The sequence below is a fragment of the Sphingomonas sp. SUN019 genome, assembly GCF_024758705.1.
Lineage (GTDB): Bacteria > Pseudomonadota > Alphaproteobacteria > Sphingomonadales > Sphingomonadaceae > Sphingomonas.
The window spans coordinates 61,998-75,548 of sequence record NZ_CP096971.1 but is presented as its reverse complement, the minus strand read 5'-3'; the positions used below and the strand labels follow the sequence as shown (position 1 = coordinate 75,548).

Genomic DNA, 13,551 nt, shown 5'->3' with positions numbered 1-13,551 from the left:
TCGTCACGTCACGCGAGGCTGCGAAATCCGATGTTGACGACGTTACCATAGGCGCTATGTTGATGCCGTAAACATAGCGGAGTCAAGTCATGGCCAGCGCCGTCGAAACCGTAATCCGTTCCGCCGTCACCAAGGGTGTCGGCCTGATCGCCGATTACAACCGCAAACGGATGCCCGATGCGCCGCACCCGTTCCTGACCGGTATCCACAAGCCGATGACCGGAGAAATGACGATCGTCGACCTACCCGTGACCGGCACGATTCCTTCGGGGCTCGACGGCCGCTATCTGCGCATCGGCCCGAACCCGATCGCGCCGGAAGCTGCGGGATATCACTGGTTCACCGGGGACGGGATGGTTCACGGCGTGGCGGTCAAGGACGGCCGCGCCTTGTGGTATCGCAATCGCTGGATCAGATCGAACGCGGTCGCCGCGGAACTGGGCGAGCGCCCTGCCCCCGGACCGCGTCACGGCGGGTTCGACACCGTCAATACCAACGTCGTGGAGATCGCGGGCCGGACCTGGGCCTTGGTGGAGGCGGGCAGCTATCCGGTCGAACTCGACGAAACGCTCGGCGAACAGACTTACAACGCCTTCGACGATACGCTGGAGGGATCGTTCACCGCGCATCCGCACCGCGATGCGCTCACCGGAGAGCATCATGCGATCGCTTATGAGGCGACTGATCCCGGCACGATCCGCCATATCGTCCTGTCACCCGAGGGCCGAGTCGTGCGGGAGGAGCCGATCCCGGTGCAGCACGGCCCCTCGATCCACGATTGCGCGATCACCGCGCGCTACGCGATCCTCCTCGACCTGCCCGTCACTTTCTCGATGAAGGCGCTGATCGGCGGGCATCGCTTCCCTTATGCGTGGAACCCCGCGCATCGGGCGCGCGTCGGGCTGCTGCCGCGCGCGGGCAAGGCCGATGACGTGATCTGGTGCGATGTCGATCCGGCCTATGTCTTCCACGTCGCCAATGCGTACGACGCGCCCGACGGGACGGTCGTGATGGACGTCTGCGCCTATGCGACGATGTTCGACGACGCCGCGTTGCAGGGTCCGTCGGGGGTATCGCGCGGCCTGGAACGGTGGATGATCGACCCCGCCAATCGCACCGTATCGCGCCGCACGATCGACCCCGCGCCGCAGGAATTTCCGCGCCCCGACGAACGCCGCTTCGGCCAGCCTTACCGCTTCGCCTACACAATGGCGCTGCCAGAGGGGCACGAACCGGGCTTCGTCCTGTCGACCAGCCTGTACAAGCACGATCTGGAAACCGGCGTGCGAACGACGCACGATTTCGGCCCCGGCCGTCATCCGGGCGAGTTCGTCTTCGTCCCCGCCCGCGCCGATGCAGGCGAAGACGAAGGCTGGATGATCGGGCTGGTCGTCGATCTGCCGCACGAAACGACTGATCTGGTGATCCTGGACGCGCGAGACTTCGCCGGATCACCCGTCGCCAGCATTCGCATCCCCCACCGCGTTCCGCCGGGCTTCCACGGCAACTGGATTCCCGCCTGACCGGGGTTGGGCGCGGCGTGAGAATGTGGAATGACGTCCCGGCGCAATCCGGGAGCCCCACATGACCGACACCGAAGCCTATGTGCCGCCGAAAATCTGGACCTGGAACAAGGAATCCGGCGGGCGCTTCGCCAATATCAACCGTCCGATCGCCGGCGCGACGCACGAGAAAGACCTGCCCGTAGGCCGTCATCCGCTGCAGCTATATTCGCTCGCGACGCCCAATGGCGTGAAGGTGACCGTGCTGCTGGAGGAATTGCTGGAGGCGGGGCATTCCGGCGCGGAATATGACGCGTGGCTGATCCGCATCGGAGACGGCGACCAGTTTGGCAGCGGCTTCGTCGCGGCCAATCCCAATTCGAAGATTCCCGCGCTATTCGACCGCAGCGGCGCGGAACCGGTCCGCATATTCGAATCCGGCGCGATCCTGCTGTATCTGGCCGAGAAATTCGGTGCGTTCGTGCCGACCGATCCAGCGCAACGCGCGGAATGCCTGTCGTGGTTGTTCTGGCAGATGGGCAGCGCGCCGTACCTTGGCGGCGGGTTCGGCCACTTCTACGCCTACGCCCCGTACAAGATCGAATATGCGATCGACCGCTTCGCGATGGAGGTGAAACGGCAACTCGACGTGCTGGATCGCAGGCTGGCCGATAACGAATATCTCGCCGGAGCCGATTATACGATCGCCGATATGGCGGTCTGGCCGTGGTACGGGGCGCTGGCCAAGGGCTTGGTCTATGAAGCGGGCGAGTTTCTGCAGGTGCAGGATTACAAGCACGTGCAGCGGTGGACCGACCAGATCGCCGCGCGCCCGGCGGCCAGACGCGGGCGGATGGTCAATCGGATAACCGGTGATCCGGCAAGCCAGCTTCACGAACGCCATGATGCAAGCGACTTCACCACCGAGACCCAGGACAAGTTACAGCCTGCTAGCTGATCGTCGCCCAGGAAATGCCCGGCAACCGGCCTGGTCGGAAAATCGGTCAAGCACCGGTTTCGGGCAAATCAACTGGCGCGACCCGAGGCGACGAACTCTAGAAGGCGTTACGGTGAACCAGCACCATCGCCGTCGACGCGAGAATGCCGAGGTCACGCGAGATCGACCAATCGTCGAGATATTCCAGATCGGCGGCCAGTCTCAGTTCCAGATCCTCGCGCTGTTCGGTCGCTCCGCGGTAGCCACGGATCTGCGCCAAGCCGGTAATCCCCGGCTTCAACGCGTGACGAATCCAGTATTCGTGGTTGATTTCCCAGAACAATTTGTCACCTGCGAGTGAACCCAGCGCGTGCGGGCGTGGACCTACCAGGCTCATGTCGCCTTCCAGCACGTTGAAGAGCTGTGGCAGCTCATCGAGACTCGTTCGCCGTAGCAGGCGGCCGACGCGGGTGATCCTATCGTCGTCCCGGCTCGCCGAACGAACACCGTCGATATCGCGATCTTCGTGGCGCATGGTGCGGAACTTCACGATGCGAAACAACTGATTGCGCCGCCCGACGCGGTCCTGCCGGAAAAAGACCGGGCCACGGCTGTCGAGCTTGATGGCAAGCGCGACGATGGCGAGGAGCGGGGACAGGGCGAGGATCGCGGGAACAGTGAACACCAGATCGAGACCACGCTTGACGGCGCGGCTGCTCATGCTGAGGGGGCCGCGCGATACGATGTGCGTCGACTGGCCCGCGACATGGCCGATGCCGATCACGTCGACATTGCTGCGATCGTGGAGCAGAAGTTCGCCGTCGATGTTCGCACCACGCAGCACCGTGCTCCACGCATGGCGCCGGTCGGGATCGCACGAAACGATCACCCGGTCGAACACGGCCAGCTGATCGCCGATCCGGTGAAGCATCTCAGGGTCCGAGAGATCGGGCGACAGGCCCATCGCGCGCGCATTGATGCGGTACGTCATCGCCAGACCCGGCGCATCGACGCCATCGATGATCAGCAGTTCGTTGTGCAACGACCCGGCCATGCGTTTCAGCCCGTGCTTCACGAAGATGACCCGGCCGATCACCAGAAACAATAGCGCCAGCGCGGAGCCGACGGCGAACGTCAGCCGCGCGATCTGTTCGCTGGCGTGCGCGACGTACGTAAAGAAGACGACCGCGACCAACGCATAGGACAAGGCCGTCACCGATCGCTTCAAGCTGAGCTTGGGATTGGTGAAGACCGCGGCGTTATAGACTTCGGCCGCCAGCGCGATCCCGAGATACCCGACCAGCACCATCATCGACAGTTGCCAGCCATCGAAGACGCGACCGCCGCTACGAAGCCCGCTGCCAATAACGAATGCGGCTACGATCGCCGCACAATCGAGTGCGACGAGCTCAGTATATAGTCGAAGGCGCTGGATACGTTTGGAACGTATCCGCGGCGCCACAAAGTCTCCAAATGTTGAGACCGTCATCCGCGGAGTCTTCCCTTTGACACTGACGCGTTAACGCCGATCGTGTTCATAGGGTGCAGATCAGCGAAATCGCGCCGCGAGGCAATGGACGCCGCCGCCGGATCGCCGAACGGAAGGACCAACCGGTACTCAGAAAGGATGAAGGGTTAAAGTGAATGCCGCAGTGCAGCGAAACCAATATCGAGTTATGGCCTTAGTGCAGTCTTGGGTCAGCGAATCGCCAGATACGCGATCCCCAGAAGCGCCACCGCCAGCGACACGTATCCGGCGAGCCGCGACGCGCTGCGGACGACGATCTCCGCCCAATCGCGCTCGTCATCCACCTGCTCAGCGATGTGATCAACGCCAATCCGATCAGCGGGATGGTCGAGCACCAAGTCAGACATGTCTTCCATCCTCTTCCCGCCCCCGCCCACACCCCTGGGTCGAGCCGTGCCTTAGCCGGGTTAAACCGACCCGTGAACTGAAATTGTCTACTAAGGATTAATCCATCGTCTCAGAGCGGTAAAAAGGGAACTTTGCATGGACACGCGGGGCGCGAGCAGCGCTGAAAATGCAGCCATGGCACGTTGGTTTTCGGGGTTTGAATTCGCGCGCTGCGCGGTTTGTGTTGAATAAGGCATCGGCCAGAACTCCTCTGCGTTCGCCGCTCTGTTGGCACCGCCAGTGCTTCAACCCGGTTAAGCCACAGGCTTTCGCGCCCGTTAACCAGCAGATTTTAGGCGTACGCAGCGGCCCGTCTGCCGCACGGGCGGTGTCGCGCAATGCGGGCCGTCGATAGAGGGCCGATGATGATTCCCGCGAGTCGCAGAACGATGATCGCCGCCGATGGCGAGGCGGTCTATCATGTAAAGACCAACGCCGATTATCGCCGGATCAACGCGCGCGACGTGGGCAACGGGCTGTTCGTACTGGATCGCCCGACGCGTGGTGTCGTGATCGAAGATGTCCGCATCGACGGCGCCTATCGCGTGATCGAGAACAATGGCGTCGATCGCGCAACCGCGGGATGCGTCGGCCTGCGCGTGTCGAATGTCACCGCGACCAAATTGCGTCGCGGGTTCGCGCGGATCAGATATGACAGCACCGGCGGCGTCCTGACCGACATTACGGCAAGCGGCGTGATGACGACGGGTGCGCACGACCTGCCCTGCGGTATCGCGCTGGCCGACGAAGCGTCGGATTTTCGGTTCGAGCGCTGCACGATGCGCGGTTTTCGGTGGCATCGGAAGCCCAGGCAATATTGGAACGGCGACGGCTTTTCGGCGGAGCGCGGCAACCGGCGGCTGCTGTTCCGCAAGTGCGGCGCGTGGGACAACAGCGACGGCGGGTTCGACCTGAAATCGAGCGAGTCCGTGCTCGACGATTGTATCGCGGGCGGCAACGCGCGCAATTACCGGTTGTGGGCCAACATCCGCGCCACCCGCCTGACGAGCGTCGAGCCGCTCAAAATTGGCGGGATCGGCGACACGGTTCATTTCGCGTTGATGGGCAGCAAGGCGCCGGCCGGCGCGCCGATCGTCATCTACATCGCGCATCTGGTGGTGAAAAGCGCGCGCGCCTGGCCGATCTTCGACGTCCATGATGGGCCAGTCCAGATCATCGTGGGTACGCACGACATTGACGTTCCCTCAGGAACGCCGCTTATTCGGCGTCGCGGCAAGGGAAATGTTCCGGGCGGAATACGATGGAGCGGCGCTCCGCCACGGCTGTGACAGGCGTTGCAATCAGGCTTGGGCGCAACGGATGCACGGCTCGGCTTTGTCGTGTTGCTGCGTCGCAACAGAAACCACAGTCGCTTTGGTGACGGGGGATGCCGATTCGCCGCACCGATCCAAATCGCGTATGGATCGGGCGTGATCCGGCCGAGGCCCACGGAGGTGTCGATATGCAGAGGGTGCCAATGAACGTGTCCAGAACCTCTACAACAAGGCATAATTGATGGACGCGACAGCCCGGCACCGCATCGACCCGCGCGGCAGATATCCCGAACCGGACGTGGACGCCGCGTCATTGATCGACGTTCGCCACATCGGCCGCATCATCCGCCGGCGGGCGGCCGTGATCGCGATCATCCTGGCCATCGCCGCGCTGATTGCGCTGATCGCCTACATGGCGGCCGAGCGGCGATATGTCGCTACGGCGCAGGTCGCGCTGGAGCGCACCGCCGAAAAAGTGATCGCAGAGGATCAGGTGACCCCGACGGTCGATCCCGATTCGGCAGCGGTGGACACCGAGGTCGAGGCGTTGCGTGCCCCCGCTCTGATCGGTGCGGTCGTCGACACGTTGCGACTGGATCGCAATGCGGATTTCAACGGCGGCGTTGCGCTGCCCGCCAATTCGAACGCCAAGCCTGATCCGATCGCGCGGTCACGCGCGATCGGCAATGTGCTGGCCAATCTGACGGTCAAGCGGTCCGGCCTGTCGTATGCGATCAGCATTTCGTACGAATCGAGTTCGCCTACCCTCGCCGCGCAGATCGTGAACACGGTCGCGCAGGCCTATGTCTCGCGTCAGGTCGGCACCAAGTCGGGCGCGACGAAGCGCGCCAGCCGCTTTCTGGAAGGCCGTTTGCAACAGATGCGCGGTCAGGTGCTGAGCGCGGAGAAAGCGGTGGCGGATTTCCGGGCCGCGAACAGCCTGTTCGCCGCCTCCAACCTTAGCTCGGTCAGCCAGGAGGGGCTTTCCAACCTGTCGACCCAGGCGGCGCAGGCGCAGGCCGAGAACGCCGCCGCGCAGGCGCGCCTGTCGACGGCGCGATCGCAGCTCGCGCGTGGCCGCAGCGGCGACGAACTGGGCGAATCGCTCGATTCGCCGGTCGTCAGCCAGCTCCGCGCGCAACGCGCCCAGATTGGTCGCGACGTCGCCTCGCTGGAAAAGCGCTACGGCCCGCTCCATCCCGATCTGCAGCGTGCGCAACAGGCGCAGGCGAACACCGACGCGCAGATCGCCGCCGAGGTCCGCCGGATCGTCGCCAACACCACGATCCAGGCCAATATCGCGAGCCAGCGCGCCGCGTCGCTGCAGAATTCGATCGGACGCGCCGAGGGCAAATTGGCCGCGGACAACAATGCGTCGGTCCGGCTGAACGAGCTGGAGCGCAACGCCGAGTCGGCGCGTACGCTGTATCGCTCGTTCCTCGATCGTTACCGTCAGACGGTCGCGCAGGAAGGTCTGGAGCAAAGCGACAGTTACATCATCGCCGCGGCGCGCGTGCCCGCGGCGCCCAGCGCGCCCAATCCGCTGGTCTATGCCGCCGCCGCCGTGGTGGGCGGTCTTGTCGCCGCCGCGCTGACGGTTCTGCTGATGCAGCTGCTGGAACGTGGTCTGGAAACCAGCGACGCAATTGAAAAGCGGCTTGGGCTCTCCATGCTGGCGTCGATCCCCGATGCCGCGACGCTGCCCGAATATCGCAAGGGCCGCCTCCCCGCGGCGCCGATGGAACTGATCCTGCAACGGCCCGAATCGCTTTTCGCGGAATCGTTTCGTTCGCTCAGAACCTCGATCCTGTTCGCCACGCCCGACCAGAAGCAGCGCGTCATCGCGATCGCATCGTCGGTGCCGGGCGAAGGCAAGACGACCACCGCCATTTGCTTGGTTCGGTCCGCCGCGGTGGCGGGCATCAGCACGCTGTTGATCGATTGCGATCCGCGCCGACGTGCGACCAGCCGACAATTCGGCGGGAAGGTCTCGGCGGGCCTGAACGAGCTGCTCGCCGGTCAGGCGACGCTGGAGCAGGTGCTGGTCCAGGACAGCGAAACCGGCGCTTGGCTGCTTCCACAGCGGACCGACGCCGGTGATCTGACGCTGACCGAAGGCGGCGGCTTTGCGGTACTGCTGACGCAGTTGCGCGAACGGTTCGACCTGATCGTGCTCGACACCGCCCCCGTGCTGGCGGTCGATGAAGCGCGCGTCATCGCCAGCATGGCCGATGGCGTCGTCTTCCTGCTGCGCTGGCGCAAGACCGCGGCGAAAGCGGCGGAGATCGCGCTCAATCGCCTGGGCGACGTCGACGCCAATGTCCTTGGCGTCGCGCTGACACAGGTCAACGTCGTGGAACAGGCGCGTTCCGGGTTCGGCGATGCGGGTTATTACTACAAGGACGTCGCAAGCTATCACACCGCCTGAGCGAGCAGCAGCGTGAACGAAACCACCAGTTTCGGCCCGTCGTTCGGGCTAGAGATCCTCGTTCCGGTGACGGTGCTGCTGCTCGTCCCACTTGCGATCGCATTTGCGCGATTGCGCGGCGCGGCGGCGCGCTTCGTGCTGGTCGCGTTGTGGCTGCGGTACATCGCGGGCGCGTATCATCTGTGGATGTTCCGCCCGCTGGTGGCCGGACTGTCGGGCAATGCCGTGCTGTCCGTAGCGATCACCGGGATCGGCCTGATCTTCGTCGTCCGGCTGGCGAACCTTGCGATCCGCTGGCTGATACCCGTCTATCTGCTGATGGCGCTGCTGTTGCTCAGCGCGTTTCTGAACGACGATCCGGTCGGCGCGTTCGACGGAATCGTAAAATATCTATATTATATCGTGATCGCACTGGCGGTGTTCCAGGCGCATCGCCGTGATCCCGAAGGGCATTTCATCGGGTGGCTGATGGTCGCGTTCCTGCCGCTGCTGGTATTCCAGTGGCTATCGCTGGCGCTGAACCTGCCCAAGGGATCCGATCTGGAAGACGGCCTCGTCTGGATCGGCGGATACAATCACGAATCGGCTTTTTCGGTCGCGCTGGTCGCCGGCTTCGTGGTCGGTTGCTTCGCGCGCGCGGCGCATCCGGCGTTGCGAGCCTTCTTCCTGCTGGCGACGCTGGTGGGCATCAATCTCGCGGGCTATCGCACGGCGATCTTTGCGATGGGGCCGCTCGCCATCGCAACCTTGTGGGTCGACATGACGATCAGCGTCCGGCGCGACCAGCGGCCGTTCATGGCGGGCGTGGCGGGCGCAGTGGCGCTGGGACTGGTCGGCGTGGCGGTCGTTTTCTACGGCGACAAATTCGCCGATATAGCGATGCTGTTCACGCATCCCGGCGAACTCATCAAGCCACCCGCGGACTTCACCTACGCCGACAAGCAGATCATGTCCGCGCGCGCCTATATCTGGAGCAGCTACATATACGCGTGGAAGGAAGGCGGCCCGATCCAGTATCTGTTCGGCTTCGGACCGGAAAGCTGGGCCGGATTGTTCAAGGTCTATCCGCACAATACGCTGGTCAGCACGGTTTACGAACTCGGGCTGGTGGGCGTGCTGGCGATGCTGATCCTGTGGGCGACGATGCTGTGGGCCGCGCTTTCGGCCACCGGCGACCGGTTGATGCTGGTGTCGGCGCACGCGTCGTTCCTGTTGCTGACGATGGCGACGATGCCGTTCTGGCAAGTGGAGGGGCTTGGGTTGTACGGCTTCCTGTGCGGCTACACGATCTATCGCGCGGGTCGTGTCGCCAGTCGTAGGCGGCGCGGAGTCAGCGGCGCTCAATCAGCGGATTGGCACCCGGCACCATCCTGAATCCGGGATTTTCGGCGAGGAAGGCGTCCACGGCGATGCGGCAACCAGCGTAATCGTGATAGTCGTCGATCACGATCAGGCCGCCGTCGGATAATTTCGGCGCGACCGCATCCAGACAGTAACGCACCGGATCATGCCAGTCGCAGTCGATGTGCGCAAAAGCGACGCGATCGACGTGAAGCGTTGGCCAGCTATCCTCGAACAGCCCCTTTTCCAGGCGCACGTTGGTGCCGTCGACCGGTGCGCCGACATCGGCCAGCACGTGTTCGACATGGTCGAGCAGGTCGTCGCGATAGCCGTAATAGGTCTCGCCACCGATCCCCGTCGCCGCACCGGCCGCGATCACGGCGTAGCGCTCACGCGACTTCGCATCGTCATATTCGGACGTGGGCGGCGGAATGGTGGAGAACACGTCCAGCCCGACGAAGGTCGCGTCGGCGCGGCGGGCCGCCGGGGCGATCAACGCCGCGGTGCCGCCCAGCGCCACACCGAACTCCAGATAGTCGCCGGCGACACGCCGCTTCTTCAATCGACGAAGCGCGGCCTCGATCCGCATCAACTTGACGGGGCGCAGATAGGTCAGCCCTTCGCGCCGCATCCGCCTGGCGGTGGGGCTGAGGCGGAGCGTCGCCCATCGGCGGACGATTCGATCACGGATCGACATCGCTTTTCCTTTCCTTGATAGCGGCCAGCGCCGCCTGGAAAGCGGCATCGCGCGTCGCGGCGCGCGACAGACCGGCGTACTGCGCGGTCCATTGGTCGGCGAACCCGGCTACCTTGCCGTAGCTGTTATCCAGCAAGACGTGCGGAATATCCAGCAGCAGCGACAGGATGTGCGCGTGAAGCCGGTCGGTGACGACCACATCGCCCTGACTCAGCATCGCCAAACCGCGCTTGACGCGCCATTCCGCCAGCACACGCTGCAGCATCAGCCGCTGCGCCTGTGGATCGCGCATCAGCAACCGGCGCAGCTTCAGCCAGCCACGCACGCGATTGCGCGCGCGCGGGTCTTCGGCCAGCCAGTCGTCGGCCAGCACGCCGGCGGGCGGGACGGCATCGGTCCCCGCGGCGCGTTCATGATCGGTGCGCAGCAATGCGAAGACCGGTGAGCTGGCGGGGGCGGCGCGCTGCTGACGGCCCAGCATCAGCGCCGCATCGGGGCACAGATCGACCGCACAATCGAACCGCTCGCGCGCGAACGCCAACGACTTGGCATCTCGCACCAGCAGGGTGAACCGGCCATGCGTGGCGATCGCCGCAGCCATTTCGTCAGCGCGTTCCGGCGTGTCATAATGGATCGACTGCGGCATCTGGACGATCGCGCAATTTGGGTGACGCCGAAGCATCTGCAGCCGGAACGCTTCGTGCTTCGGCCAGAGCGTACCGAAATTGCCGCCGCCGTGGATCAGGATAGTGCCGTCGCCGATTCGCTTCGCCATCGCATCGTCGTCATGATCGCCGAGCGCGGAAACATAGTCCGGCATCCGTCCGGCGCGGCGCAGATACGCCATCTCACCCAGCCATATCGCCGAATCGCCGACATTGCTGTGATCGGGAAAATCGACGAGGGCCAGTTTGCCTGGCGGCAGGATCTTGTCGAGCGTCGCCGCAAAGCGTCCGGCGAGCGTGGCGACGACCTGATCGGCGGTTTGGGTCAAGCAAAGGCCTTTCGGAAACGATTGGCGGGACCGGCGATCATCGCGCGCCATTCGGCCGACACGATGAGCAGGATCGCCGCATAAAGCGCCGCGCCGAATGGAACGAGCGCCAGAAGGATCATCGGCGCGCCGACGCCCGCGGACTGCAGTGCGCGCAGGCCGAACACCAGCGCGACGCCCATGACGGTCGAGGCCGCAAGCGGCGCGCCGACCGCCGCGAAGGTGGTCCTCGGCCCGATGCCGGACGCGCGACGCAGCAGCCATATCTGCATCGGCACGGTGGAATAGGCGCGTACGACATAGGAGACGGCGATCGCGAAAAGCCCGTAGGGAAGGGCCAACAGGGTGAGGATGGCGCTCAAGACCAATTGGGTTGTCGACAAGGCGATCAGGCTGCGCCCGGCGCCGAGCGCCGAGAGCGAGGGCGAGGCGAAGAAATTGAGCGTGAACGGTAGCGCCATGAACGCGAAGACCTGCGCCAGTTCGCCCGCCTCATGCCATTTCGCACCGAACACGAATGGCACCGCGACCGGCGCGAGCGCCCCGAACCCGACGAGCGCCGGAAAGGAAATGGCGGCCGCGCGCGCGATCATCCAGCGATAGGCGCGCGCGAGTTCGACGCGGTCGTTCTTGACCCGGGCCAGCGTCTGCGTCGCCACTGTGGTGAACGGCTGGATCGCGCCACGCGAGATCAACTCCACGGTGCGCCATGCTGTGCGATAGATGCCGACCGCCGCAAGGCCGATCCCCGCGCCGATCACCATTTCCTGGATGCGGACGGTCGCCAGGAAGACGAGTTGGACATAGATCAGGCTGACATTCAGCATCAGGTTGCCACGCAGGATCGGCCAGGCGAACGCCCAGCCCGGAGTCCAGTCATAGGATCGTCGCGACAATACCACGCCGATGGCTTCGGAGACCAGCCGTTGGATCACCAGCGCCCAGATCCCAGCACCCCAGAACGCCGCCGCTATCGCCGCGCCGCCGCCAACAAGCCCGCTGACCACCGAGCGCAGCGCGGTCGTCCGGTGCCCGAATTCGCGCAGCCTGAGCGCCATGTGGGTGACGCCCAGCGAGGCGAGCGGCAGCACGAAGCTCTGCACCGCCAGCGGCAATGCGATTCCGGGCGCGCCCATCAACTCGGCTATCGGCCGGGCGAGCAGGACGATGATACCGCACGACAGAATGGCGAACGCTTGTTGCGATCGATGGATCGTATCGAGAAATTCCGGGGTAAGTTCTCGCCGTCGTGCGATGGTCTGGAGCAATCCCGCGGTCGAAATGATGCGAAACGCCTCCGCGGTGATCGCGATCACCGCGAACGCGCCGATCTCTGCGCGCGTCAGCAGCCGCGCGAGCATGACGAAGACGATGAAGGAAAAGACCTGATCGGACAGGAAACGCAGCAGCGTCCAGCCGATCGAGCCCTTGCTCCGCTTGCGCAGTTCGGCGTCGAACCGTGGCCGTTCAGCGTCCAAGGAGCCGCCTCATCTTCATCATCCGCATCCGCGCGCGCTCCAGCCGTCGCCAGGCGCGCTGGCTGAGCGCGGAAAACGCCGGATCGTCCTTCCCGGCAAACCGCGTCGCGCCGATCGCGGACGGCACCGTCGCCTCCAGGATCGGCGCCGGGAACAGCGCGAGATTGCGGACCCCATGCGCCCAGGACCGGTCCATCGCATCGTCGATCGGCCGACGGATCATGCGGCACTCCGCGACGAAAGCCCGTGCGCCAGCCTGCGTGATGGCATAGCCTTGCGTACCGTAAGCCAGACCGATCAATTCCACCACGGTGCGTGAATGCTGCAGGAAATCCTTTGCGACGATGCGCTGGAAGGTCGGCCGTTTCGCGTAGAGCCGCAGATAGTCATAGCCGCGCGCGGCGAGGTCGGTGTCGGCCAACCGCGCGAGATACGCCCAGTCGACGATCGTATCGTCCTCCAGCACGATCGCCTGCGTGACGCCGCGTGCGACGATGTCCTCCCAGATCGAGAAATGGCTGGCGTAGCAGCCGATCTCGCCGCGGGTCATCGCCCTGCCCTTGTTGCGGCGGACCGCCAGTTCGTCGAGCGTCAGGCTGTCGGGCTTTGCGGTGCAGGCGTCGAAGAAGCGCCAGTCGAGACCGGCGTCTCGCGCGCGATCGGCGAACGCGGCGCGGCGGTCGCCGGCATCGGCCAGCGACACCACGAAGATTTCGGTGGTCGGCGACGGTCCGGACGGAGCGCCATCGACTTTCTGGCCACGATCCGGCACCACCAAGATACGCAAAGCTATTTTGCAGTGCAGCGCAACCCGGTGGTGCGACGGTCCGGGCCGCATAAGCGACGGGCCATTCACCATGTCGATAAATCTTCGCATCGTCGGCATAACGGGGCGTCTTGCCTTCGCAAGCGCAGCAAAACGTTGACCACTCTAGATGCAGCCATGAAGGCCGATTCGAATGTATGACGTCAGACGAAAGGACGA

The 13,551-nt window shown here is 64.4% G+C and carries 11 protein-coding genes; 5 read left to right on the top strand and 6 right to left on the bottom strand.

What is annotated here, in order from left to right; genetic code table 11:
- Window positions 1-89 precede the first annotated feature (89 nt).
- Both M0208_RS00345 and yghU read left to right on the top strand, forming a co-directional pair.
- Window positions 90-1,523: a carotenoid oxygenase family protein gene (locus M0208_RS00345; protein ID WP_258889766.1), complete on the top strand. Its 1,434-nt coding sequence runs from the start codon at window positions 90-92 to the stop codon at window positions 1,521-1,523.
- A gap of 61 nt (window positions 1,524-1,584) precedes the next feature.
- Window positions 1,585-2,460: a glutathione-dependent disulfide-bond oxidoreductase gene (yghU, locus tag M0208_RS00340; protein WP_258889765.1), complete on the top strand. Its 876-nt coding sequence runs from the start codon at window positions 1,585-1,587 to the stop codon at window positions 2,458-2,460.
- A 97-nt stretch (window positions 2,461-2,557) separates the two neighbouring features.
- On the opposite strand, the gene M0208_RS00335 is transcribed toward yghU, so the two are convergent.
- Together M0208_RS00335 and M0208_RS00330 are read right to left on the bottom strand one after the other, a co-directional pair.
- Window positions 2,558-3,751: a sugar transferase gene (locus tag M0208_RS00335; protein ID WP_258889764.1), complete on the bottom strand. Its 1,194-nt coding sequence runs from the start codon at window positions 3,749-3,751 to the stop codon at window positions 2,558-2,560.
- 386 nt (window positions 3,752-4,137) lie between these two features.
- The gene (locus M0208_RS00330) at window positions 4,138-4,314 is read right to left on the bottom strand and encodes a hypothetical protein (RefSeq protein WP_258889763.1); all 177 of its coding nucleotides are present in this window, start codon (window positions 4,312-4,314) and stop codon (window positions 4,138-4,140) included.
- A 429-nt stretch (window positions 4,315-4,743) separates the two neighbouring features.
- Here M0208_RS00330 and M0208_RS00325 point away from each other — a divergent pair, with 429 nt between their 5' ends.
- From M0208_RS00325 to M0208_RS00315, 3 genes are all read left to right on the top strand, one after another.
- Window positions 4,744-5,643 carry a hypothetical protein gene (locus M0208_RS00325; RefSeq protein ID WP_258889762.1) on the top strand — a complete coding sequence of 300 codons (900 nt, stop codon included), beginning with the start codon at window positions 4,744-4,746 and terminating at the stop codon, window positions 5,641-5,643.
- A 226-nt stretch (window positions 5,644-5,869) separates the two neighbouring features.
- A complete protein-coding gene (locus tag M0208_RS00320; protein ID WP_258889761.1) occupies window positions 5,870-8,056 on the top strand; it encodes an AAA family ATPase in 2,187 nt (728 codons plus the stop codon).
- A gap of 12 nt (window positions 8,057-8,068) precedes the next feature.
- A complete protein-coding gene (locus tag M0208_RS00315) occupies window positions 8,069-9,430 on the top strand; it encodes a hypothetical protein (RefSeq protein WP_258889760.1) in 1,362 nt (453 codons plus the stop codon).
- Here the strand turns inward: M0208_RS00315 and M0208_RS00310 are convergent.
- From M0208_RS00310 to M0208_RS00295, 4 genes are read right to left on the bottom strand one after another with little or no spacing between them, the layout of a single operon-like run.
- The gene (locus M0208_RS00310; protein ID WP_258889759.1) at window positions 9,387-10,094 is read right to left on the bottom strand and encodes a TylF/MycF family methyltransferase; all 708 of its coding nucleotides are present in this window, start codon (window positions 10,092-10,094) and stop codon (window positions 9,387-9,389) included. The genes M0208_RS00315 and M0208_RS00310 overlap by 44 nt on opposite strands.
- The gene (locus tag M0208_RS00305; RefSeq protein WP_258889758.1) at window positions 10,081-11,088 is read right to left on the bottom strand and encodes a polysaccharide pyruvyl transferase family protein; all 1,008 of its coding nucleotides are present in this window, start codon (window positions 11,086-11,088) and stop codon (window positions 10,081-10,083) included. Before M0208_RS00305 ends, M0208_RS00310 begins: the two co-directional genes overlap by 14 nt.
- Window positions 11,085-12,566: an oligosaccharide flippase family protein gene (locus M0208_RS00300; RefSeq protein ID WP_258889757.1), complete on the bottom strand. Its 1,482-nt coding sequence runs from the start codon at window positions 12,564-12,566 to the stop codon at window positions 11,085-11,087. Before M0208_RS00300 ends, M0208_RS00305 begins: the two co-directional genes overlap by 4 nt.
- The gene (locus M0208_RS00295) at window positions 12,556-13,338 is read right to left on the bottom strand and encodes a glycosyltransferase family 25 protein (RefSeq protein WP_258889756.1); all 783 of its coding nucleotides are present in this window, start codon (window positions 13,336-13,338) and stop codon (window positions 12,556-12,558) included. Before M0208_RS00295 ends, M0208_RS00300 begins: the two co-directional genes overlap by 11 nt.
- Between the last annotated feature and the right edge of the window lie 213 nt (window positions 13,339-13,551).

Excerpts from the sequence above, each read along its gene's own strand:
- M0208_RS00335 (WP_258889764.1), bottom strand. The coding sequence starts at position 3,751 with ATGATGGTGCTGGTCGGGTATCTCGGGATCGCGCTGGCGGCCGAAGTC.
- M0208_RS00345 (WP_258889766.1), top strand. The coding sequence starts at position 90 with ATGGCCAGCGCCGTCGAAACCGTAATCCGTTCCGCCGTCACCAAGGGT.
- M0208_RS00320 (WP_258889761.1), top strand. The coding sequence starts at position 5,870 with ATGGACGCGACAGCCCGGCACCGCATCGACCCGCGCGGCAGATATCCC.
- M0208_RS00325 (WP_258889762.1), top strand. The coding sequence starts at position 4,744 with ATGATCGCCGCCGATGGCGAGGCGGTCTATCATGTAAAGACCAACGCC.
- yghU (WP_258889765.1), top strand. The coding sequence starts at position 1,585 with ATGACCGACACCGAAGCCTATGTGCCGCCGAAAATCTGGACCTGGAAC.
- M0208_RS00330 (WP_258889763.1), bottom strand. The coding sequence starts at position 4,314 with ATGTCTGACTTGGTGCTCGACCATCCCGCTGATCGGATTGGCGTTGAT.
- M0208_RS00310 (WP_258889759.1), bottom strand. The coding sequence starts at position 10,094 with ATGTCGATCCGTGATCGAATCGTCCGCCGATGGGCGACGCTCCGCCTC.